Origin of the sequence: Salmonella sp. SA14318, assembly GCF_029866905.1 — a bacterium.
Taxonomy (GTDB): Bacteria; Pseudomonadota; Gammaproteobacteria; order Enterobacterales; family Enterobacteriaceae; genus Salmonella; species Salmonella enterica.
The window spans coordinates 1044662-1067918 of record NZ_CP123282.1 but is presented as its reverse complement, the minus strand read 5'-3'; the positions used below and the strand labels follow the sequence as shown (position 1 = coordinate 1067918).

The 23257-nt window shown below is 45.7% G+C and carries 24 protein-coding genes; 8 read left to right on the top strand and 16 right to left on the bottom strand.

The genetic code is table 11. The features are described 5' to 3' along the window. The first annotated feature begins 215 nt into the window (after positions 1–215). On the top strand, positions 216–2294 hold the full coding sequence (gene flhA / locus QEN32_RS05100) for a formate hydrogenlyase transcriptional activator FlhA (protein WP_265321975.1): 2079 nt from the start codon (positions 216–218) through the stop codon (positions 2292–2294). 61 nt (positions 2295–2355) lie between these two features. Here the strand turns inward: flhA and QEN32_RS05095 are convergent, their stop codons facing one another. Beyond that, positions 2356–2700: a nitrous oxide-stimulated promoter family protein gene (locus tag QEN32_RS05095; protein WP_001117938.1), complete on the bottom strand. Its 345-nt coding sequence runs from the start codon at positions 2698–2700 to the stop codon at positions 2356–2358. 181 nt (positions 2701–2881) lie between these two features. On the opposite strand from QEN32_RS05095, the gene sitA reads away from it, so the two are divergent. Genes sitA through sitD form a run of 4 tightly spaced genes read left to right on the top strand, consistent with a single transcriptional unit; the run spans position 2882 to position 6313 of the window. After that, positions 2882–3799 carry an iron/manganese ABC transporter substrate-binding protein SitA gene (sitA, locus tag QEN32_RS05090; protein WP_000182930.1) on the top strand — a complete coding sequence of 306 codons (918 nt, stop codon included), beginning with the start codon at positions 2882–2884 and terminating at the stop codon, positions 3797–3799. Further along, entirely contained in the window at positions 3796–4617 is an 822-nt protein-coding gene (sitB, locus tag QEN32_RS05085) for an iron/manganese ABC transporter ATP-binding protein SitB (RefSeq protein ID WP_000083160.1), read from the top strand. The genes sitA and sitB overlap by 4 nt, the downstream gene beginning before the upstream one ends. Next, positions 4614–5474, top strand: coding sequence for an iron/manganese ABC transporter permease subunit SitC (sitC, locus tag QEN32_RS05080; protein ID WP_001104336.1), 861 nt, complete (start codon positions 4614–4616; stop codon positions 5472–5474). The genes sitB and sitC overlap by 4 nt, the downstream gene beginning before the upstream one ends. Then, on the top strand, positions 5465–6313 hold the full coding sequence (gene sitD, locus QEN32_RS05075) for an iron/manganese ABC transporter permease subunit SitD (protein WP_000480208.1): 849 nt from the start codon (positions 5465–5467) through the stop codon (positions 6311–6313). The genes sitC and sitD overlap by 10 nt, the downstream gene beginning before the upstream one ends. A gap of 98 nt (positions 6314–6411) precedes the next feature. Here sitD and avrA read toward each other — a convergent pair whose 3' ends face one another. From avrA to prgH, 10 genes are all read right to left on the bottom strand, one after another. Next, on the bottom strand, positions 6412–7320 hold the full coding sequence (gene avrA / locus QEN32_RS05070) for a type III secretion system YopJ family effector AvrA (protein WP_077946801.1): 909 nt from the start codon (positions 7318–7320) through the stop codon (positions 6412–6414). A 160-nt stretch (positions 7321–7480) separates the two neighbouring features. Beyond that, positions 7481–8236, bottom strand: coding sequence for a transcriptional regulator SprB (gene sprB, locus QEN32_RS05065; RefSeq protein WP_001246666.1), 756 nt, complete (start codon positions 8234–8236; stop codon positions 7481–7483). Between the two features lie 384 nt (positions 8237–8620). Further along, positions 8621–9508 carry an invasion transcriptional regulator HilC gene (hilC, locus tag QEN32_RS05060; RefSeq protein WP_000243998.1) on the bottom strand — a complete coding sequence of 296 codons (888 nt, stop codon included), beginning with the start codon at positions 9506–9508 and terminating at the stop codon, positions 8621–8623. A gap of 345 nt (positions 9509–9853) precedes the next feature. Then, the gene (locus tag QEN32_RS05055) at positions 9854–10306 is read right to left on the bottom strand and encodes a type III secretion system effector protein OrgC (RefSeq protein ID WP_000612177.1); all 453 of its coding nucleotides are present in this window, start codon (positions 10304–10306) and stop codon (positions 9854–9856) included. A 15-nt stretch (positions 10307–10321) separates the two neighbouring features. Further along, the gene (gene orgB / locus QEN32_RS05050; RefSeq protein WP_000916655.1) at positions 10322–10993 is read right to left on the bottom strand and encodes a type III secretion system linker protein OrgB; all 672 of its coding nucleotides are present in this window, start codon (positions 10991–10993) and stop codon (positions 10322–10324) included. Continuing rightward, positions 10950–11549 (bottom strand): oxygen-regulated invasion protein OrgA, encoded by a 600-nt coding sequence (gene orgA, locus QEN32_RS05045; RefSeq protein ID WP_001591231.1) that lies wholly within the window; start codon positions 11547–11549, stop codon positions 10950–10952. The genes orgB and orgA overlap by 44 nt, the downstream gene beginning before the upstream one ends. Beyond that, positions 11521–12279 (bottom strand): type III secretion system inner membrane ring lipoprotein PrgK, encoded by a 759-nt coding sequence (prgK, locus tag QEN32_RS05040; RefSeq protein WP_000621238.1) that lies wholly within the window; start codon positions 12277–12279, stop codon positions 11521–11523. Before prgK ends, orgA begins: the two co-directional genes overlap by 29 nt. Further along, a complete protein-coding gene (prgJ, locus tag QEN32_RS05035; RefSeq protein WP_000020431.1) occupies positions 12276–12581 on the bottom strand; it encodes a type III secretion system inner rod protein PrgJ in 306 nt (101 codons plus the stop codon). The genes prgK and prgJ overlap by 4 nt, the downstream gene beginning before the upstream one ends. 18 nt (positions 12582–12599) lie before the next feature. Continuing rightward, complete coding sequence (locus tag QEN32_RS05030) at positions 12600–12842, bottom strand: type III secretion system needle complex protein (RefSeq protein ID WP_001143298.1); 243 nt, start codon at positions 12840–12842, stop codon at positions 12600–12602. A 24-nt stretch (positions 12843–12866) separates the two neighbouring features. After that, the gene (gene prgH / locus QEN32_RS05025) at positions 12867–14045 is read right to left on the bottom strand and encodes a type III secretion system inner membrane ring protein PrgH (RefSeq protein ID WP_000450196.1); all 1179 of its coding nucleotides are present in this window, start codon (positions 14043–14045) and stop codon (positions 12867–12869) included. A 315-nt stretch (positions 14046–14360) separates the two neighbouring features. On the opposite strand from prgH, the gene hilD reads away from it, so the two are divergent. From hilD to iagB, 3 genes are all read left to right on the top strand, one after another. Further along, on the top strand, positions 14361–15290 hold the full coding sequence (gene hilD, locus QEN32_RS05020; protein ID WP_000432699.1) for a transcriptional regulator HilD: 930 nt from the start codon (positions 14361–14363) through the stop codon (positions 15288–15290). A 1089-nt stretch (positions 15291–16379) separates the two neighbouring features. Further along, entirely contained in the window at positions 16380–18041 is a 1662-nt protein-coding gene (gene hilA / locus QEN32_RS05015; RefSeq protein ID WP_001120085.1) for a transcriptional regulator HilA, read from the top strand. Between the two features lie 17 nt (positions 18042–18058). Next, positions 18059–18541, top strand: coding sequence for an SPI-1 type III secretion system invasion protein IagB (gene iagB / locus QEN32_RS05010; protein ID WP_020899139.1), 483 nt, complete (start codon positions 18059–18061; stop codon positions 18539–18541). 53 nt (positions 18542–18594) lie between these two features. Here iagB and sptP read toward each other — a convergent pair whose 3' ends face one another. The 5 genes from sptP to sipA are packed head-to-tail and all read right to left on the bottom strand — an operon-like array spanning position 18595 to position 23239. Continuing rightward, positions 18595–20226, bottom strand: coding sequence for an SPI-1 type III secretion system effector GTPase-activating protein SptP (sptP, locus tag QEN32_RS05005; protein ID WP_094964716.1), 1632 nt, complete (start codon positions 20224–20226; stop codon positions 18595–18597). Further along, positions 20213–20605 carry a chaperone SicP gene (sicP, locus tag QEN32_RS05000; RefSeq protein ID WP_001748715.1) on the bottom strand — a complete coding sequence of 131 codons (393 nt, stop codon included), beginning with the start codon at positions 20603–20605 and terminating at the stop codon, positions 20213–20215. The genes sptP and sicP overlap by 14 nt, the downstream gene beginning before the upstream one ends. Positions 20606–20631: 26 nt before the next feature. Next, positions 20632–20892: a hypothetical protein gene (locus tag QEN32_RS04995; protein WP_000692252.1), complete on the bottom strand. Its 261-nt coding sequence runs from the start codon at positions 20890–20892 to the stop codon at positions 20632–20634. Positions 20893–20935: 43 nt separating this feature from the next. Continuing rightward, complete coding sequence (locus QEN32_RS04990; RefSeq protein WP_001055579.1) at positions 20936–21184, bottom strand: acyl carrier protein; 249 nt, start codon at positions 21182–21184, stop codon at positions 20936–20938. Between the two features lie 18 nt (positions 21185–21202). After that, positions 21203–23239 carry an SPI-1 type III secretion system effector SipA gene (sipA, locus tag QEN32_RS04985; RefSeq protein ID WP_265321973.1) on the bottom strand — a complete coding sequence of 679 codons (2037 nt, stop codon included), beginning with the start codon at positions 23237–23239 and terminating at the stop codon, positions 21203–21205. Positions 23240–23257 lie beyond the last annotated feature (18 nt).

Genomic DNA, 23257 nt, shown 5'->3' with positions numbered 1-23257 from the left:
CCTGTTGGCAGCATACTGTAGGCCGGATAAGACGCATTTGCGTCGACATCCGGCATTAACGCTGCATTAACGCCTGATGGCGCTTTGCTTATCAGGCCTACGGAGTGTGTGACCAGCGAGTTTGCGGTCAGCCATCCGGCAATAACTTACGACTTATACCTATAATTCATTTACCGTTTTCGCACCGTTTTGCGGTATTTTCCTGGAAAAGCAACATGTCGTATACACCCATGAGCGATCTTGGACAGCAAGGCTTGTTCGATATCACTCGTACCTTATTGCAGCAGCCCGATTTGTCGTCGCTCAGTGAAGCGCTTTCGCAACTGGTAAAGCGTTCAGCGCTCGCCGACAGCGCCGGCATTGTGCTATGGCAGGCGCAGTCGCAACGCGCACAATATTATGCGACGCGAGAAAATGGCCGTCCTGTTGAATATGAAGATGAAACCGTACTGGCGCACGGCCCGGTACGTCGCATCCTTTCTCGCCCCGATGCATTGCACTGTAATTTCCATGAGTTTACCGAAACCTGGCCGCAGCTTGCCGCGAGCGGCCTCTACCCTGAATTTGGTCATTACTGTCTGCTTCCTTTAGCCGCGGAGGGCCGTATTTTCGGCGGCTGCGAATTCATCCGTCAGGAAGATCGTCCCTGGAGTGAAAAGGAATATGACCGTCTGCATACGTTTACCCAAATTGTCGGCGTGGTCGCCGAGCAAATTCAAAACCGGGTAAACAATAATGTCGATTATGATCTGTTGTGCCGAGAACGCGATAACTTCCGTATTCTGGTTGCGATTACTAACGCCGTCCTGTCGCGTCTGGATATTGATGAACTGGTAAGCGAAGTCGCAAAAGAGATCCACCACTATTTCAATATCGACGCAATCAGCATCGTGTTGCGCAGCCATCGCAAAAATAAGCTGAATATCTACTCCACCCACTACCTTGATGAGCATCATCCGGCGCACGAACAGAGCGAAGTCGACGAAGTCGGCACGCTCACGGAGCGCGTCTTTAAAAGTAAAGAGATGCTGCTTATCAACCTCAACGAACGCGATCCGCTTGCCCCCTACGAACGCATGCTGTTCGATACCTGGGGCAATCAGATCCAGACGCTTTGCCTGCTGCCGTTGATGTCCGGCAAGACGATGCTTGGCGTGCTCAAACTGGCGCAGTGCGAAGAAAAAGTGTTTACCACCGCCAACCTCAAGCTGCTGCGTCAGATTGCCGAACGGGTAGCCATTGCCGTGGATAATGCGCTGGCCTATCAGGAAATCCACCGACTGAAGGAACGCCTGGTCGACGAAAACCTGGCGCTCACGGAGCAGCTTAATAACGTCGACAGCGAGTTTGGCGAGATCATCGGGCGCAGCGAAGCGATGTACAACGTGCTAAAGCAGGTTGAGATGGTGGCGCAGAGCGACAGTACCGTACTGATTCTGGGCGAAACGGGAACCGGTAAAGAGTTGATTGCCCGCGCCATTCACAACCTGAGCGGACGTAGCGGGCGCAGGATGGTAAAGATGAACTGCGCCGCGATGCCGGCGGGGCTGCTGGAAAGCGATTTGTTTGGTCATGAGCGCGGCGCGTTTACCGGCGCCAGCGCGCAGCGGATTGGCCGTTTCGAGCTGGCGGATAAAAGCTCGCTGTTTCTGGATGAAGTGGGCGACATGCCGCTGGAGCTACAGCCTAAGCTGCTGCGCGTCCTTCAGGAGCAAGAGTTTGAACGTCTCGGCAGCAATAAACTGATCCAGACCGACGTGCGGCTGATCGCCGCGACTAACCGCGATCTGAAAAAAATGGTCGCCGATCGCGAATTCCGTAACGATCTCTACTATCGGCTGAATGTTTTTCCGATCCAACTTCCTCCGTTACGCGAACGTCCGGAAGATATTCCACTACTGGTCAAAGCGTTCACTTTCAAAATCGCCCGCCGAATGGGGCGTAATATCGACAGCATTCCCGCCGAAACGCTGCGCACGCTCAGCAGCATGGAATGGCCGGGGAACGTTCGCGAGCTGGAGAATGTCGTCGAGCGCGCCGTGCTGCTGACGCGCGGCAATGTGCTACAACTGTCGCTGCCGGATATTACCGCCGTAACGCCCGATACCTCGCCTGTTGCGACTGAAAGCGCCAAAGAAGGCGAAGATGAATATCAGCTTATTATACGCGTGCTGAAAGAGACCAATGGCGTAGTGGCTGGACCAAAAGGCGCGGCGCAGCGTCTGGGGCTTAAACGAACCACCCTGCTGTCGCGTATGAAGCGATTGGGTATTGATAAAGACGCGTTAGTGTAACGGGTTGCCGGATCTGATCCGGCCAGGAGATGATGCGCGCCGTAGGCCTGGCGCTTCCCCTTCACTTCTTGCGCTGATATTTTTCCGGCAATTCCGGAACGGGGCGCTTATCGTCGATAAGGTGCCGCACGGTCAGGACAGGATGCCGCCAAAGCATTCGCGGACCTGCCCAACGCATAATCTGCTTCATCTCCTCGCGTTTAGCCGGCTGATAGCAGTGCACCGGGCACTGCTTACAGGCGGGTTTTTCCTCGCCAAATACGCATTTATCAAGACGTTTTTGCGCGTAGGCGAACAGCGCGTCGTAATGCCCCTGCACCGCTGACGCCTGTGGGCACTGGCTTTCATACAGCGCGATCATTTTTTTGATCGTCAGTTTTTCACGAGCGATACGTTTACCAGGCATCGTGTTCTCTCCGAACATTAAGGTGTATTTATTTTACACCTTATCCCTCTTTAGCACTATCACTGCATATCGTCGCCATTTCGCAAATAAGAATTATTTTCATTTATTCATACCTTGTGCTATATAACATAGCAAAGGCTATATTCGATGATTAATTAACCACATTGTTGCGAGGGATACTATGACGAATCTACATCGTCTGAAAACACTCCTGATTGCCGGTATTGTCGCGATACTCGCGCTATCGCCAGCCTATGCAAAAGAGAAATTTAAAGTCATCACCACGTTTACCGTTATTGCCGACATGGCGAAAAACGTGGCGGGCGACGCAGCGGAAGTCAGCTCAATTACCAAGCCCGGCGCTGAAATCCATGAGTATCAGCCAACGCCCGGCGATATTAAACGAGCGCAGGGGGCACAGCTTATCCTCGCGAATGGTCTGAACCTGGAGCGATGGTTCGCCCGCTTTTATCAGCACCTTTCCGGCGTGCCGGAAGTCGTCGTCTCCACCGGTGTCAAACCGATGGGCATTACCGAAGGCCCGTATAACGGTAAACCGAACCCGCACGCCTGGATGTCGGCAGAAAACGCGCTGATTTATGTCGATAACATTCGCGACGCCCTGGTGAAGTACGATCCGGATAATGCGCAGATCTATAAGCAAAACGCCGAACGCTATAAAGCGAAAATTCGCCAGATGGCCGATCCGTTGCGTGCCGAACTGGAAAAAATTCCCGCCGATCAGCGCTGGCTGGTCACCAGTGAAGGCGCGTTCTCTTACCTGGCGCGCGATAACGACATGAAAGAGCTTTATCTCTGGCCAATTAACGCCGATCAACAGGGGACGCCAAAACAGGTGCGTAAAGTGATTGATACCATTAAAAAGCACCATATTCCCGCCATCTTTAGCGAGAGTACGGTTTCCGATAAACCGGCCCGCCAGGTCGCGCGTGAATCCGGCGCGCATTATGGCGGCGTGCTGTATGTCGATTCTCTGAGCGCCGCTGACGGCCCTGTGCCAACCTATCTGGATCTGCTGCGCGTCACGACCGAAACCATCGTCAACGGCATTAACGACGGACTGAGGAGTCAACAATGAGTCAATCTGCGATTACCGTTGATCAAGTCACGGTGACGTATCGCAACGGTCATACCGCCCTACGGGACGCCACTTTTCAGGTGCCTGGCGGTTCAATCGCCGCGCTGGTAGGCGTAAATGGTTCCGGTAAGTCTACGTTATTTAAAGCGTTAATGGGCTTTGTGCATCTTGCGCAGGGCAATATCACTATCCTGCAACAGTCAGTCAACAAGGCGCTGAAAAAAAACCTCATTGCTTATGTTCCGCAATCGGAAGAAGTGGACTGGTCATTTCCGGTGCTGGTAGAAGATGTGGTGATGATGGGACGCTACGGCCATATGGGCTGGCTACGCCGTCCCACTGCGCATGATCACGCCTGTGTTGACGCCGCGCTGGCGCGGGTGGATATGCTGGAATATCGTCACAGGCAGATTGGCGAGCTGTCCGGCGGGCAGAAAAAACGTGTGTTTCTTGCCAGGGCCATCGCTCAGGATGGACAGGTAATCCTGCTGGATGAACCTTTTACCGGCGTGGATGTAAAAACCGAAGCGCGAATCATCGATCTACTGCGGGAACTGCGCGATGAAGGCCGCACGATGCTGGTCTCAACGCATAATCTCGGCTCCGTCACCGAGTTTTGCGACTATACGGTAATGATTAAAGGAACCGTACTGGCCAGCGGCCCTACCGAAACCACGTTTACCGCCGCGAATCTGGAACAGGCGTTTAGCGGCGTTCTACGTCATATCGCGCTAAGCGGAGGCGAAGAGCACATCATCACCGATGACGAGCGCCCCTTTATTTCCCGGCGCGTGGCCAGCGGAGGAAAATCGTCATGAACTGGCTTGTTGAGCCGTTTGGCTACCAGTATATGCTCAACGCGATGTGGGTCTCCGCGATGGTGGGCGGTCTGTGCGCGTTTCTCTCCTGCTATTTGATGCTCAAAGGCTGGTCGCTCATTGGCGATGCGCTATCTCACTCTATTGTGCCTGGCGTCGCTGGCGCCTGGATGTTAGGGCTGCCCTTCTCGCTCGGCGCGTTTCTTTCCGGCGGACTGGCGGCAGGCAGTATGCTCTTTCTTAACCAACGCTCACGCCTGAAAGAAGACGCGATTATCGGGCTTATCTTCTCCTCTTTTTTTGGCGTCGGCCTTTTTATGGTGTCGCTCAATCCGATGTCGGTGAATATCCAGACGATTATTCTCGGCAACGTGCTGGCGATCGCGCCAGCGGATATTGCGCAACTGGCGATTATCGGCGCAGTCTCGCTGACGATTCTGCTGTTAAAGTGGAAAGATCTGATGGTCGTCTTTTTCGATGAAACCCATGCGCGCTCTATCGGGCTTAATCCGGGTCGACTAAAGCTGTTGTTTTTCACTCTATTGTCCGTCTCCACCGTGGCGGCTCTGCAAACCGTTGGGGCGTTTCTGGTAATCTGTCTCGTCGTCACGCCGGGCGCGACGGCCTGGTTACTCACCGACCGTTTTCCACGTCTGCTCATGATTGCCGTCGTGATTGGTAGCCTGACCAGTTTTCTGGGCGCATGGCTTAGCTACTGGCTGGATGGCGCCACTGGCGGAATTATTGTCGTCATGCAAACCTTACTGTTCATCACAGCCTTTATTTTCGCCCCGAAACACGGTCTGTTAGCCAACCGTCGACGCGCCCGCCTGCAGAAGGAGCCGACATGTTCTTAACAACGTTACTGGAACCCTTTCAGTTTGATTTTATGGTGAACGCCCTTATGGTTTCGGTCATTGTGGCGATTCCCTGCGCCTTACTGTCCGTGTTTTTAGTGTTAAAAGGCTGGGCGTTAATGGGCGACGCAATGAGTCATGCGGTATTCCCCGGGGTCGTGCTGGCATATATTGTGGGGATCCCCCTGGCGATTGGCGCTTTCATTGCCGGATTATTTTGCGCTATCGCGACCGGCTATCTGGACGATAACAGCCGCATCAAGCGTGATACGGTGATGGGCATCGTCTTTTCCGGGATGTTTGGCGCAGGTCTGGTGCTCTATGTTTCTATTCAATCGGAAGTGCATCTGGATCACATCCTGTTTGGGGATATGCTGGGCGTATCGCTGGGGGATATCGTACAAACGTCAGTTATTGCACTGGGTATTGCGTTAATCATTGGGCTGAAATGGAAAGATCTCCTGCTACACGCTTTTGACCCGCACCAGGCGAAAGCCAGCGGGCTGAATACGACGCTACTGCATTATGGCCTGCTATGTATGATTGCGCTGACTATCGTCGCCACGCTGAAATCGGTGGGCATTATTCTGTCGATCTCACTGCTTATCGCCCCCGGCGCAATTGCCATTTTGCTGACGCGACGCTTTGCGCGCGCGCTGGGATTAGCGGTGAGTCTGTCAGTTATTACCGCTTTTGCGGGCGTCTATCTGTCTTTTTATCTTGATAGCGCGCCAGCGCCGACCATCGTGGTATTATTTGCCATCGTGTTTATTGCGGCATTTATTTACGCGACATGGCGCGACAGGCGTAATGAAATCGTACCAGAGGCGCAAGGTTAACACTTTTTTGCCTGCTATTCAGGAAACATACGGTCATAATATAGAGTAGTTTTATGGCGCTGGAAGGATTTCCTCTGGCAGGCAACCTCATAATTTCATTACGGTTTAAGTAAAGAATTATATTCAGCTATCCTTTTTTTATGAGCGGATATAGAGAGTTTTTTATCGTTTAGCATAACGGCATTGTTATCGAATCGCTCATAAAGCGTTTCATTCTTTTTGTTTACTATACTGCTTCCCGCCGCCGGATTGGCCTGCACATATTCATTTAATCGTTGTACGCCTTGAGTATGTTTGTAAAAACTCACCGGCAGATAGCGGTCTGCTTTATCGGACGGGAGAAAAGGTTCTTCACCACACAGACGTTCACAAATATTATCTTCATGAATTTTTACTAAGTTCATAAATTCAAGCTGAAGTTTTTTGGCGAGCGCCAGGCTAAAAATACCGCATTCAGAAGAGCTTCGTTGAATGTCCAGCTCGACCATAGCAAAATAACAATCAGGCAGTTGTTCACGTTCAAGAGCTGCTTTGGTCCTCAACGCCAGTAAAGCAGGTCCAAAAGCGCTACACGCTGCTGGTTCGAACAAAATCACCGATGTCTTTCCGTCCATAACTCTAAAATCGACGACTGAAATATGGATACCTGAACTTCCCATATTTACGAGAAATCGGGCAGATTCAACGCCTTCCATTCTGGTCTCCTTTATAGAGGAAACAAGCTCATGGACTGACATAACAAATTTAAGATTTAACTCTGGATACTTCTTATTGGCCTGTGCAACAAGAAAAGGCATCATTTCGAGATCGGTTTCCTCGTAACTGATATGAATCCAGCTGCCATCTATAATTTCACTTTCCAGACGCTCAACAATACAGGTCAATGCTTCGGTGTTTAGCTCCCCGCTGACGTCAGGCTGAGGCGATAAACTCGCCCCCATATTACGAGCCGTAGGACTTAGCATACTTTTCCCTCCACATGATAGCTCCTGCACCGAAAATATCATCTTTAACTTTTCAGATTCAATATATTGCCCGCAAAAATATGCCTCAATGATTGAGCCAGGCAACCAATCACCTCCAGATGATTATATATACGAATTACTACTCAAAAAATCTTTTTTATAATAAAAGCTCAACACATGGTCATAAATGATAAAAAATATTTTAATTCATTCCTACCGCAATCGGTAACGCGCAATTATCGTCAAGTACACCAGGGTTATGTGCAAAAGCAGTGCGCTGTAAATGCGCGTCAAGTTTCAGTCCCCGGAACAGCGATAGCGGTGAAGAGTCCATCCCCAAACGATACATAACCTTCTTACGATAAATACTGACGGTTTTTGTTCCCAGACCAAATTTTTTCGCCAGTTCAATTGCCGGATGTCCGGAGGATAATAATATCAGCAGCGCATATTTCGCCTGAGTGACGCCGGGAGGTAGATTCCACCAGGCGTATTGATTGATATTAAACAATACCTCTTCCGGCGTCTCGCCGGCATTAAAAGCATACGTAGCAGCCACGGTTTTCTTTTGTGGCCTGTGGCAGAAACGCAGCCAGGCTTCCGGAAGACGAAGCTTCTCTCGATCCGAGCGGATAGCGCAGGATAGTTCGTCTTTTAAAACATAATCCATAACGCCAAAATATTGCAGCACACAGCGATCGATATAATACAAGCGATCTGCCACTACCAAAACTTTACGGTTCTGCAACCGCGTCTGCAACGCATGAAAAAGATAAACATGCTCATGCGGGTTCAAAGCTAAAATCAGCCCGGCGTCCGGCATATCAGATAGAGAATGCAAAAGTGCGGTTAATGAGTTACACGTTTTAACGCACTTTTCCGGATATTTTTGCTTAAAAATAGACTGAAGGGCATAACAATTAGTCCAGTTAATACCGTATATAATTACATTTCTCATTTATTTATCCTTTTTTGAAAACTGACCACAGCTTCGGTAATTATTTTTCTTCCTGGGCGACTACTGCGCAAGTAGATAACGCCTTCTTACTACAAAGGTAATAAGACCAGATACGTTATTACATGCGCAATGTCGTTACCGAAATGAATTCCTTTTACAAATCTGATAATGATTAAATTTGCTGTTTTACTTTACTGTAATCTCTTAGAGTACAACGATTGCCCGGCGCCTGGTGGCCATGTATGTCTGACAATGAACGCTTTCGATTCCCTTTCATTAACTACATATCACTGGTGTAGCGATACTGAAATATACACTACGATTAAAAAAATATTTGGTATCTGTAACGCAGACAGATAGTAACGTTTAAAATAATTTCACAAATCAATGGTTCATTGTACGCATAAAGCTAAGCGGTGTAATCTTAAAATGCCTTTTAAAAATAGCGATAAAATAAGAAGGCGTATCATAGCCACACATCGTCGCGACTTGTGAAATATTTCCAGCCCCCATACGTAATAATTTTATAGCCTGATTCATACGAGCATCCAGGTATATTTTGCTAAAACTCACCTCTTCAGCGGCCAGTTTTCGCTTCAGACTTGATACGCTCATAAACAGCTTTCCTGCCACCTCAGCCTGTGACCATTTGCGGGTGAGATCGCTGATAATAATGTTATAAACTTTCTCTTTTGTCGTAATTTTTATTGCTCGCTCAAGGAAGTCAAACCCACCGGGCTTACGTACAAATGCCGATATAAGATACATCAATGAGAAATATGAATAATCATGATCATCAATACTCACATTACTACAAACCCGTGGACATGCCACACCATGCAAAATAGAGTCAAAAGTATCACTCATCCCTGGCAACAAGTCCGCATGAAAAAAATACTTTGGTTTCGTTTTTAATGATAGCTCTCGATCATTATAGTTTCTTGTACTGTAAAAAACTTTGTAGAATTTTTGCATTAAGTCATAGGAAACTTCCAGTGAAGAAAAATCAATATGCCCTTCTATTTCGCTCATACTAAGAGTGATTGTTTGATCTTTTTCCAATAAAAATAAACACGGCGCAGATTGTTCGATGAACTCCCCAAATTCGTTTTCAATTCGCAAACTGCCTTTATTAAGTTTAAATAATAAGCAGTTTGCGACATAATAGTCTCTTACGTCAGCTAATCCATTTATTAATGGAAATTTGTTCGGCTGTTGAAGGTGATTATTGCTAATGGCCTCAACTGATTTATTCATTGAAGGCAATACCATATTTTATCCTGTGTGCTATAAGGAACTCAAAATCGTTATATTCTTATAAACAAATAATTAAAACTCACAGAGATGATTTAAATCCGATTTTTTTATTATTATAGCCAATAATTACATTCCAACGCGCGTTCATTTCGTCACAAAAAGATACTCTTACAAACTTTATGCACAATTTTGTAATGGAAGCTTACAATATTAATATAATCATTTCAGAATAAAACGCCTGGTAGATACCTTAATAATCCATATACATCAATAAGATAGATACACTGACATGGTGCATTTTCTGCATTATTTGCTAATATATACACCATACCTTATCACAAATCGCCAGCAATGGGGGGTTCACCAGTCAATTGCCTCTTTGTTTTCCCCGCCCGATAAAATAATCTCCTGCATCCAGGAGGTCATTTGTGACTGCGCATTCATTGTACCAACTAATACCCCGTTTAAAGCCTCATATAAATGAGTACCCGGTTCAACTTTTGCTAACATGTTTTGTAGCATAGCCGTTTGCTGCTCAAAAGAAACAAAAGCCGAATCACCACTTTTCGGATCTTTGAAGGCATTCATCTCTTGATAAATGCTATCTTTAAGCGTTTCAGAAGAGGCTGACTCAGGAAGCGCCAAAAGTCGTTGGTAGAATGCATCATAAAGATCAACGTCGCCGCCATTGCTTAAAGGCGCGCTATCCACATTATTCAGCATAGCGGCCCTGGCACTCAACGAAACCACACCCGTCGCTTCAGTATCCGCTGTCGGGACCAAATAAGAAGTCGGAATCGTACCCGGTATCACCTTATAACCTCCATTTTACAATGCTTGCGTTTTTGTCTTCCATTCATCAATAAGTGCGTTAATGGCGTTATCAGAAATCGTCCGGCAGTCTTGTGGAAGTTCATCAAGATGATGCTTAATGACGCCTACTGCCGTTTCAACAAATTGTTCAGGTGAAAATTCTGCGATCTGATCGCCGCAACTCATGATAAAGCGCTGTTCCTGATGATATTTAAGATTAAAAGTGCCTGGCCAGTTCTCCATAAGCAACACCATCAGTTTTTGGTGATCTTTTTTCGCGTTAACTGGTAGTGTTAAAAAAAGTTGCCCCTCAGGCTTATCGAAATCCCTTAGCCACTCATCCAGGACGGTTAAAAGCGTTTCGGGATGGTCGACCGCAGCTGAAAATAACTCGCGGGCATAAATCTGTATTTTTTCCATCCACTTCCAGGCCATTGTCTGATTATCAGTAAGATAAGCGGCGACCTGCTGTAACGCGTCTATCATTCCCTGCTCGTAACCTTCCTGATAGGCGTACATCCGCAAGGTCTTTGCCTCTTCTTCCGCCTCTCGCAAAATACGCTTAGCCCGTTGATGCGCCTGCTGTTCTAATCTTTCAATAGAGAAATAACGTTCCAGCGTTTTACGCTTTATCAGTATCCCCTCAACAGGCGAAAGCGGGGACGGAATTGGGATATTTTTGAGCATATTGTAAGGCCAGTAGCAAAATTGACATTTCTACAGCATCCTGCTTCGATGCCTCCTCAATAAATGGAGGAAAAAGCAAAGGAAAACGCTGTGCTAAAGATTCAGGTAAAAATTCATTCAGGGCATTTAACTGTGCATACCCGACGCTAAGTAAAAACCGGTGATTTGGCGCCTTATTGCAGACAGATAAACTTGTTCCCTGATGCATTGCCAAAAATGCTTGCGCCCAATCCGGCAGGCCAAGCAAGGCTCCCTGCCTTGCCAGATCGGCTCTCAGTTTATGGCAACCGAGTAAATACGCTACTTGCGGCAGTCGGCGCCACTGACGCAGCCACAGCTGCGTCAGTGAGTTTTGAATACACTCCTTTTCTCCGTTCTTAAGCCGCCATGCCGCCAGTATTAACTCATTTGCCGCCGCCCTGGCGGCGGGTCTGACAATCATTTCCGGCGCTATCTGCAACCGCTGAGGATGGATATACGATAACGGATCAAAAATGATTCTTTGCCAGATAATGGGTAATGGCTGCCTATTCATTTGACGATTTCGCCTTATCATCAGCCGTTATGCCTTTCTTATTGCGGGCATAATGGTTTTTGTAATACCAGACGCCAAAGCCTGCTGACATCACGGATAACAAAATAATCAACACAATCCAACTGGTTGCAAAAGAATTACGTTTTACTGGTGTGCCGGGAGCCTGTAATTGGGCATCAGAACGTTCTGACAACACAACAGAAATGTTGTCATAATCCACATCGGCAAAACTATTCTTTAAGAAACGCTTGATATCGCTGATCTGATGCGCAAGCGGCGAACCTCGTTCATATACGGCTAATGCCGACAGATGAACAGGTTTTGGCGGGCGGCCATTTTCACCAGCATCAATATCATAACTAATATGGACCCTGGCGGAGAGCACGCCCTCCATCGTCTGTAATGACTGTTCCAGTCGCTGTTCAATAGCCGAATATAACCTGGCCTTTTCAGCTCGCGGAGAGGATACCAGCGAATCCGCCGGGAACATCTGCGCTATTTCCACCCGTGGCCGGGGAGGAAGCTGATAAGTTTTAATCCAGTACACCGCAGCGGTAAAATCAGGCTCAGCAACGGTAATGCTATAGCCCAATTTTCCGCTATCAATTTTATTCGCCTCTATATTGTGCATTTGCAGAACGGCAATGACCTCATTAGCCTGTTCCTGGTCCAGTCCTTTTAAAAGATCCTTATCCTTACAGCCGGCAAGGGTCATTACCAGCAAAAAGGTATATAGATATCGACGAATCATGAGCGTAATAGCGTTTCAACAGCCCCGACTCCTTTACGAGTAAGGGTACTTACCATAGAAACATACAGGTTATAATCTGAAATCATCTCTTGCGAAATAGCCAGCTCTTTAGGATCCGTCACCAGATTAGGGTCCTCAATCCTGTTGGTAATCGTCTGTTTATCCACAGCCGTGGCAATCGCCGAACCAGAAAAAGCCTGGAGTAGCCGGTCATCCAGCGAGACAATGTCCGTCTCCATAGACCTGATATTGACCGCCTGCCCTATAACGGCATTCTCAGGGACAATAGTTGCAATCGACATAATCCACCTTATAACTGATTAACGGAAGTTCTGAATAATGGCAGCATCAATATCCTTAAAGACTTTTACCGTGTTCGATTGCGCGTTACGGTACAAGTTATATTCCGAAAGCTTACTCTGATACGCCGCCAGTAGCGCCGGATCGGAGGGTTTTGCTGCTAATTTATCCAGCGCCTCTGTTACCTGCGTTTGTAGATCATCAACGCCCTTATCAAATTTTGCAGAAACTTCATCCAGATAGCCTGACCAAGATGTTGGCATAATGACTTCCTTATTTGCGTTAAATTAAAGTGGGCTTGGGAAATACCAATGGCCTGGGCTCATTTTGATATAACCTTCCGCCCCGTACTGAAATGAGCGCCCCTTGAGCCAGTCATCTTTTAATTCGATCGCAAACTGCACATAGCGTCCTCCCCATGTGCGGTAATAGCTATCGACAAATTGACGGGCTCTGAGTATTTCTACATCATCGAGCGCCCCCTGAATAACAAACGTTACGCCCCCCTTATGATTCCTGCGGGAATAAGGTAACGCCTGCTGTTTTAGCCCCGCTTCCGCCTGGCCTGCGGCGGTAACATCGTCCATCAACGTGATGTTAACCGAATCCGCGTAAGGCATTAGCGCTCTCAGCTTTTGACTTAACACCTCGAGCTCTTTCTTGCTCATCGTGTTTCGCTGGCGGCTTAGCCAGAAAACGGGTTTACGCGGCTCATCGAAATGAAGCCGATAATAAGCCAGCTGCGGATAATAGGTATCCAGCCAGGTAGAGATACGCTTATTTTCTTCGTTTTCGTTAATCACTCGCGCATTTTTATCATAATCGCCCCTCGCTAAAACCTGACGAGCCCACAGCGTATCTCTTTCATTTTGCGCAGCGACATAGAGCATTTTGTCCCGTCCTGGCAACACCTGAAAGCGCTCCTTCTCCTGCCCCAATAACGAATCGAGCTCTGCGGCCTGCCGCTGCGGCGAGTTAAGTATCCATAACGTCCCCACCGTCCCAATTCCCAATATAAAAAACCCGGCCAGTGCGGCTACAATTCCGTTTTTAAAACGCGGCTCGTTCTTTTTTGCAGACGTTTCTAACTTCTCAGGCTGCTCGGGCACCCACGGCTCGCTTTCCGGGCGAATCAGGATAAGCAATTCACCGACCTGTATTGGCGTATTTAATTGCACCGAACGAGATTCAGAATTTCCTTCTTTCAGCTCATGGAGTATAATTTCGGTCGCATCCGTATCCACCTGGATTTCAAAATTTACTCCGCCATGGTCCAGCGGGATAAAAAAGCTATCGGCAGGTATATCAGGGAGTTGGCCTGAAGCAGTGAGCGCATCACTCTGACCTACCACAAAGAGTGTTCGGCCTGTCAGCAATGGAAACTCACAGCCGTTCAGTGAGCTGTTAAGTAATCGAACTATGTATGGCCCTGGGCTTGTTATCGTCTTCTCTTTTGATGTTTCCATATATACTGTTAGCGATGTCTGTCGTTCTCGATAGCAGCAGATTACCGCACAGGACACAGGGATTCCTGATGAAAATAGAATGAAAAGTGAGAAATAAAATCAATTTATTCTGTATAATGCGTCTCAACACATATTAAAAGAACCATCATCCCCATTGGGGCTTAAACTACTGTAGATAAATTACCCAAATTTGGGTTCTTTTGGTGTAACAATCAGACCATTGCCAACACACGCTAATAAAGAGCATTTACAACTCAGATTTTTTCAGTAGGATACCAGTAAGGAACATTAAAATAACATCAACAAAGGGATAATATGGAAAATGTAACCTTTGTAAGTAATAGTCATCAGCGTCCTGCCGCAGATAACTTACAGAAATTAAAATCACTTTTGACAAATACCCGGCAGCAAATTAAAAGTCAGACTCAGCAGGTTACCATCAAAAATCTTTATGTAAGCAGTTTCACTTTAGTTTGCTTTCGGAGCGGTAAACTGACGATTAGCAATAATCACGATACGATTTACTGTGACGAACCTGGGATGTTGGTGCTCAAAAAAGAGCAGGTAGTTAACGTGACGCTTGAAGAGGTCAATGGCCACATGGATTTCGATATACTCGAGATACCGACGCAACGACTTGGCGCTCTCTATGCACTTATCCCAAACGAGCAGCAAACCAAAATGGCGGTACCCACAGAGAAAGCGCAGAAGATCTTCTATACGCCTGACTTTCCTGCCAGAAGAGAGGTATTTGAACATCTGAAAACGGCGTTCTCCTGTACGAAGGATACAAGCAAAGGTTGCAGTAACTGTAACAACAAAAGTTGTATTGAAAATGAAGAGTTAATTCCTTATTTTCTGCTGTTCCTGCTTACTGCTTTTCTCCGACTCCCGGAGAGTTATGAGATCATCCTTAGCTCGGCTCAGATAACGTTAAAGGAGCGCGTTTACAACATTATATCTTCGTCACCCAGTAGACAGTGGAAGCTTACGGATGTTGCCGATCATATATTTATGAGTACGTCAACGCTCAAACGGAAACTTGCAGAAGAAGGTACCAGCTTTAGCGACATCTACTTATCGGCAAGAATGAATCAGGCAGCAAAACTTTTACGCATAGGCAACCATAATGTTAATGCTGTAGCATTAAAATGTGGTTATGACAGCACGTCCTACTTCATTCAATGTTTCAAAAAATATTTTAAAACTACGCCATCGACATTCATAAAAATGGCGAACCATTAACATTTTTTGTATCTGTCACTCAAGTAAAGATTTTTATTAAAATTGTAATAATTTAAAATTCAGACTGCGCATTAACACGCTATATCAGGATGGGAGGCTATTTAATATCATTGTTCTGTCCGGAAGACAGCTTATACTGATATCTCTGGTAATTTAAAGTAAGGCTGATTATATAACACGATTTTTGTGAACTTGTCATCGCTATGATGACTGGTAAACCGATATTGCCTTATTCACAGCGTAAGAATTCGTCCAGATGACACTATCTCCTTCCGGCTTTAACCCTGTGGATTAAGGCCGGCATTTTATTCATATTTATACATCATCCGTTCCCTATGAGAACTATTTGCCTGAACGGTCTACACCGAAACAGTCACGCTTGTTAGCTTTCTGCCAGGCATACCTCTTCTCTTCCTCCTGATATCGATATAATGCCTGGGGGCCAGCCTGAGGATGATACTGCTCATAACCCCCCTGCCTTTTTGACGCTATAGCTGAAAGGAGTAAAGAAAAGACGATATCATTATTTTGCAAAAAAATATAAAAATAAGCGCACCATTAAAAACAGTCTTTCATTTATATTTTGACACCTAAGACAAATTACACTCTTAAACTTCCAACGAATGGTCATTTAGTGGAAATCTTCGAGAAAAATGGTTCTGATGGTGTAATTATCAGACCATTAACCATGAAGATATAATAAGCAGCATTTACACCCCCAAAAAATGCAGTAAGATAGCTACAAAACTAATCTCTATTGCAATGAGGCCAGGTTAAATATGTAAATATTTAGATGCCCGGCGCTGACTCTCTGCTCCAGGATATACGACAGCGTCCATTCGATAATCACGGTTAGTTATAACAATATCATTACCAACATGTCAGTTATTTAAAGCACAGGCATAAGCTAAATAATCAAATGTTAAAAACATATAAACCCGAGCCCGTACAATATGACATTAAGCTCATAATAAAAGCTCAACCTGACCGTTAGTACTAACAGCAGAATTACTGAAACAGTAGATTCTATCCTAACGACTTGTATTAGCTATTATAACTTTTCACCCTGTAAGAGAATACACTATTATCATGCCACATTTTAATCCTGTTCCTGTATCGAATAAAAAATTCGTCTTTGATGATTTCATACTCAACATGGACGGCTCCCTGCTACGCTCAGAAAAGAAAGTCAATATTCCGCCAAAAGAATATGCCGTTCTGGTCATCCTGCTCGAAGCCGCCGGCGAGATTGTGAGTAAAAACACCTTACTGGACCAGGTATGGGGCGACGCGGAAGTTAACGAAGAATCTCTTACCCGCTGTATTTATGCCTTACGACGTATTCTGTCGGAAGATAAAGAGCATCGTTACATTGAAACACTGTACGGACAGGGCTATCGGTTTAATCGTCCGGTCGTAGTGGTGTCTCCGCCAGCGCCGCAACCTACGACTCATACATTGGCGATACTTCCTTTTCAGATGCAGGATCAGGTTCAATCCGAGAGTCTGCATTACTCTATCGTGAAGGGATTATCGCAGTATGCGCCCTTTGGCCTGAGCGTGCTGCCGGTGACCATTACGAAGAACTGCCGTAGTGTTAAGGATATTCTTGAGCTCATGGATCAATTACGCCCCGATTATTATATCTCCGGGCAGATGATACCCGATGGTAATGATAACATTGTACAGATCGAGATAGTTCGGGTTAAAGGTTATCACCTGCTGCACCAGGAAAGCATTAAGTTGATAGAACACCAACCCGCTTCTCTCTTGCAAAACAAAATTGCGAATCTTTTGCTCAGATGTATTCCCGGGCTTCGCTGGGACACAAAGCAGATTAGCGAGCTAAATTCGATTGACAGTACTATGGTTTACTTACGCGGTAAGCATGAGTTAAATCAATACACCCCCTATAGCTTACAGCAAGCGCTTAAATTGCTGACTCAATGCGTTAACATGTCGCCAAACAGCATTGCGCCTTACTGTGCGCTGGCAGAATGCTACCTCAGCATGGCGCAAATGGGGATTTTTGATAAACAAAATGCCATGATCAAAGCTAAAGAACATGCGATTAAGGCGACAGAGCTGGACCACAATAATCCACAAGCTTTAGGATTACTGGGGCTAATTAATACGATTCATTCAGAATACATCGTCGGGAGTTTGCTATTCAAACAAGCTAACTTACTTTCGCCCATTTCTGCAGATATTAAATATTATTATGGCTGGAATCTTTTCATGGCTGGTCAGTTGGAGGAGGCCTTACAAACGATTAATGAGTGTTTAAAATTGGACCCAACGCGCGCAGCCGCAGGGATCACTAAGCTGTGGATTACCTATTATCATACCGGTATTGATGATGCTATACGTTTAGGCGATGAATTACGCTCACAACACCTGCAGGATAATCCAATATTATTAAGTATGCAGGTTATGTTTCTTTCGCTTAAAGGTAAACATGAACTGGCACGAAAATTAACTAAAGAAATATCCACGCAGGAAATAACAGGGCTTATTGCTGTTAATCTTCTTTATGCTGAATACTGTCAGAATAGTGAGCGTGCCTTACCGACGATAAGAGAGTTTCTGGAAAGCGAACAGCGTATTGATAATAATCCGGGATTATTACCGTTAGTGCTGGTTGCCCACGGCGAAGCTATTGCCGAGAAAATGTGGAATAAATTTAAAAACGAAGACAATATTTGGTTCAAAAGATGGAAACAGGATCCCCGCTTGATTAAATTACGGTAAAATCTGAGAGAGGAGATATGCATTATTTTTTTATCATCGTAATCTGGTTGCTTAGCATAAATACAGCATGGGCTGATTGCTGGCTTCAGGCTGAAAAAATGTTCAATATTGAATCCGAACTACTTTACGCTATCGCCCAGCAGGAATCGGCGATGAAACCTGGCGCCATTGGTCATAACCGAGATGGTTCAACCGATCTTGGCCTGATGCAAATTAACAGCTTCCATATGAAAAGGCTGAAAAAAATGGGGGTTAGTGAAAAACAGTTGTTACAGGATCCCTGCATTTCTGTCATTGTGGGCGCATCCATTTTATCAGATATGATGAAAATCTACGGTTATAGCTGGGAGGCCGTTGGCGCTTATAATGCCGGGACGTCACCGAAACGATCGGATATAAGGAAACGTTATGCTAAAAAAGTTTGGGAGAATTACAGAAAATTAAAAGGGATGTCAGCAGAAGAGAAAAACAAAAGACTTTCTATCGCGGTAAACAAATAATGAGACAGGAATAGCTTACTTTCAGATAGTTCTAAAAGTAAGCTATATTTTTATCAGCTTGCCGTCGTCATAAGCAACTGGGCTTGCATTGCTTTTAGTTGTACAAACTGTGAGGCGTCTTCCAGCATTCTATTGTTCCGTGAATCCCGGAAATCTGCACGTACCTGCTCCAGATTACTATGAGGATTATCCTTAAGTACAAGAGCCGCCGCCATCGTTCCGGTTCTCCCCACTCCGCCCAGACAATGAATCATCGGTAAATGCTTATCTGATGAACTACGCCCCGGCGCGCTATTTTGGTTACTATTTTTCACCCTATCTGCCAGGTATTCTAACTGATCAGTAGACGGTAACGGCTGGTGATCTGGCCAATTTTTGACATGTAATACCGGGATTGTATACTGCTTTTCCCCGCAGGACAGGTGCATATTGTATTGGTCTACCGCTTCTCCCTGACTGGCTGAGCTCACTTTTTGGCTGTTGGTATGCACCTCGCCAAAGGTGTAGCTCCCTCTGAAATAGGGTGGTAATTGTTTTGCCTGCATCTGATCTTCCGACGTTAACACCACCAGGCACGAGCATTCTTTTTCAAGAAGCATTTTCATATGCGCTTCCAGCGCGTCCGGCGTATTTTTGGGGTACGAACCGGCTAATGCCACAGGCTTACCGTCAAAAGTTAACGTATTCACTGGCACAGGCATTCCATCGCTCAGTTTCACCTGGGTTTGCTGATTAATTGGAATGCTGCTGACCGCAAACCGTGCCAGGCCCAGTGTCGGTCCGCTCATCGTCTGTGGCATTGGCGCGCCGGCTTCTATTTTCTCAAGTTCAGCTGTAACATTTTTCAGTTCTTTAGCAATAACGTGAATTTTTTTTACAGCCTGGGTTAATTCATGAGTAGAGGCTTTATCAACCCACCTCTCAACCTCTCCTCCACAGGTTCCCCATTGTGAGAACCGGGCTACACCGACCTGAATATTTGTTAACGTTGTAACATAATCATTAAGTTGTTTAGCCTCTGGAATTTTATTTAAATTCTGTAAATTCGTCATTAATGAACGCAGCGGGCCGTTACCTGAAGCCATCTCCTGGAAGTTTTCTCGCAGGCTATTTCCATCCATTTGTTCCAGTTGCGGTAATGTTCTTTTAAGTCCCTTTAGCGCGATATCAAGTAAAGGTTGCTTACTTTCTGCTCCAACATCGTTATTTTTTTCTGCCACTTTTGTATCGCCGCCTTTTATGACTAAAGCGGCATTCCTGACACCAACATTATCCTTGATATTAATAAGGTTTATAAACCCTTCGTCAGCAGCTTTTACACACTCCGTGATCTGCACTGCTAAACGTTGGGTAAGGGGTTTGTTCATATTTATACGGGACATTAACAGTGCGTCATTAACCGCTGTTTCCCCATATTTTTCCGTTAGTGCATGGAGAAATGTCTGTAAAATCTTTTGGTCCTGTACTCTGATATTTTCCGTATGTTTTTGCACCACTTCAGTGTTTTTAAATAACGGCATTTTTCCAAGCCAGGTTAATACTTTTGACGAAAATTTTTCAGGCGCAACATATGCCTTATCAGTATTTTCCTTAGCAATATAAAGTCGGGCATCATTCGACACACCAACTTTTGAAAACGAAGACAACGTTAAATTATTCAATTTTCTCTCCTCATACTTTAGCATATTCCTGCAGTATGTTTTTGAGCGCTTCCTGCTGATTCACAAATGACTCAAGCTGCGATATAATATGGTAAGTATTTGTCAGATCGGTAATTGCATGTATAAACAACAACGTCTCTGCGGCATCAATATACGCTAACGTACCTTCATTATTCGCAGCCAGTTCACCATTAATCACCATAATCTGCCGCCAGATAGAATCGCCACAAAAAGGCGATAACGGTATAATCATACCGTTCAATAACCAGATATCATCTTTAGCTTCAATAGACGTAAAAATATCGCTATCGAGTAGTAATAAGCACTGATTGTTGTCGTCAAAAGTGAGCGGTAAACCCAATTTCTCACCAATATTAGCGATAATATCCTGGTGTGCTTGCAATTTACTTTCCTCTTGAATTATATCTTTTATAAGATTGCTTCTTCAAATTTAATCTGGTTACATGATGTTTTGATGCATTTTCGCGCCCATCGCCGGGCGCAATATTTCTCTCCTTTAATCCAGTAGAATAGCCATTCACTACGCATCGGAACACATATCAGCAGCTCCTTCGGATCATTTTCAACATGACGTAACTTGCCTTTAATAACAAAACGCGAACTGTCAGCAATATCATCATATATTGCAGCCATACCTGAACCGGGTACTACATGTGTGATGATTTTCATAACAATTAATCTTGTTCAATTGTTGTCGAGCGAGAGAAAAATACTACACCCTGGACTCAAGACTTTTTTTAACAACACGGCATATATCCGCAAAGGTCGTCATATCAGGAAGATCGTTTTCATTGCAACTAATGTCAAACTCCTCACTAAGACCAAATACAATATCAATTAAATCCAATGAGTCAGCGTAAAGATCCTCAACCAGATGGGTCTGACCATTGATACTATCAACATCAACGGCAATACAAGAGGTGATCACTTTTTTGACTCTTGCTTCAATATCCATATTCATCGCATCTTTCCCGGTTAATTAACGCTGCATGTGCAAACCATCAACGGTTGTAATAACCCGATCCACGCCAGGTTTATTCAGGTATGACTCGTAAGCCGGGCCAGCTCGCCAGCTACCGTCTCCGATAAGGCCGTCCAGCACATTACTTAACACATAGTCAGTTTCCCCTTTTAGCCTGGTCAGCCCCGCCTCTCTGGCAAACTGCAGTGCAATCTCAGCCAGTTTTTCTTTTTGTGGATGATGAGTAATGACCTCTTTAAGCGTATCCATTTTCGCTTTCAATTCTGGGTGCTTGTCAATATCGCTACATTGCGCTTTCAACGCTGCACTCTTTATCGTGTCATTGGGTAATATTTCCGCACGCAAGCCGTCAAACGCTCTGCGTACAGGGAACGGTGTGGAGGTATCCGGCTCCAGGGCTTTACGTATCACACCCAAAAACGCCTCACGGGCGTTGAAATGCATTGAATGCATATTCGTAACGCTCGGTACTGTTGAGAGGAAACTATTTTGCTTAAACTTCAAACCAGAAAATGGGCCAGTCTTATCTGTCTGGCTATTATCATTATCGGTCGTACCGGCTTTATTACCTGTAATTACCGTCGAGTCTGATTGTAAGGTATCGATTTTAACATTCTCGACGCCAGCCAATTGACTGGCAAGCGGCTTCACATTCACAATCTCTGCCGTCTGGCTTTGCTGTTTATTATCGTCAACGCTGTGCACCGTGGCTTGTACCGGCTTGCCGATACTGCTCTTGCTGGTTATGCCATCGACTTCATCAAAAGAGGGTGTTTCACCCGTAGTGCCCTTTTCTGACGTGACCACCTTTCCATCTTTACTTTCAGATGAAGCGTTGGTCACAGCCTCTGCCATCGCATGAGCCGTGACGTCAATTTTACCCGCGATGCCATGGTCAATTGCCCCTGTGCTGGCGCTGTGTGCCGTCTCCGTTTGATGCGTAGTCGAATCCACACGCGAATGACTATGACTTACGTTGCTGCTGTTAGTCGAATGGTGTGACTCGCCATGGCGTTGGCTGTTATCAATAAATGTTCGGCTATTATCATGGTTGCTATTATCGATATGGCGCTGGCTATTATCGACATGGCTTCGGCTATTGTTAATATGCTTACTGTTATCCACGCTATGGCTACTGCTATCAATATTAATATTGATATTAATACCCGTAGGTTCTGCTTTTTTCCCACCATCAGGTACTGGTCCAGCCGCAGGTTCCGGAATTTTAGGGTCAGGCAGTTTATCTGCAGGAATTTGTGCAAAAACATTACGTAGCAGCAGGGGTATCAACGTTTGCGTTTCAAGGTGCCGGGCTTCCCGTCCTACGCTGGTACCCTGCTCTTGCGTTAATTTTTGGTGGCACATATCAAGCGCCTCAACCGCCTTCGCCGCCGCTTTGTCAACAAGGTGCGTAAGATTGCTGCGGGTTAACGGATCTAACGTACAGCCAAAGTTATGTTCAATGCAGCTGGCAATATAGGGCATCACCTCCTGCATAACAAGATTCGTCGATAATTTACTTAATTCACCGCCAGTGTTATTTTTGATAATATCTAACAGCTGCTTTTCCAGGTTTTCCAGCTTCGCTTCCGCTTTCTTTGTTTCTGGCAGCCATGGCCCAAAAGCTGACTTTTCTTTCAGGCCATCTTTTATGATTTGCGCGGTATACTCTGCCCCCACCTTCATCAGTAGCGTCTTCGCCTCAGGAGAATCACTGGTGGCGTTGAGCGCTGAACGAAAGAGCCCGGCAAACTCCATTATCGCTTTCTTACCGGCGACATTATTTGAATTGGTAAAAACTTCTTTTAACGCCTCAGCGTCTTTCCCGCATTTAAACAACGCATCCAGACTCGCCTGTTTGATCAGCGCGGGAAAATCTTCCAGTTGCGGGCCTCTAATTTCCCCTGACAGCGTCGTTGTGGCACTTTCTCTGACTGCGGAAAGATTCGCCGCAAGATTCGTGGCCTGCGTTTTGATCTCGGTCTGCATACCTGGCATTATGACGGGGGGCTGAGTCCTTACACTTGTAACCATTATTAATATCCTCTTCTG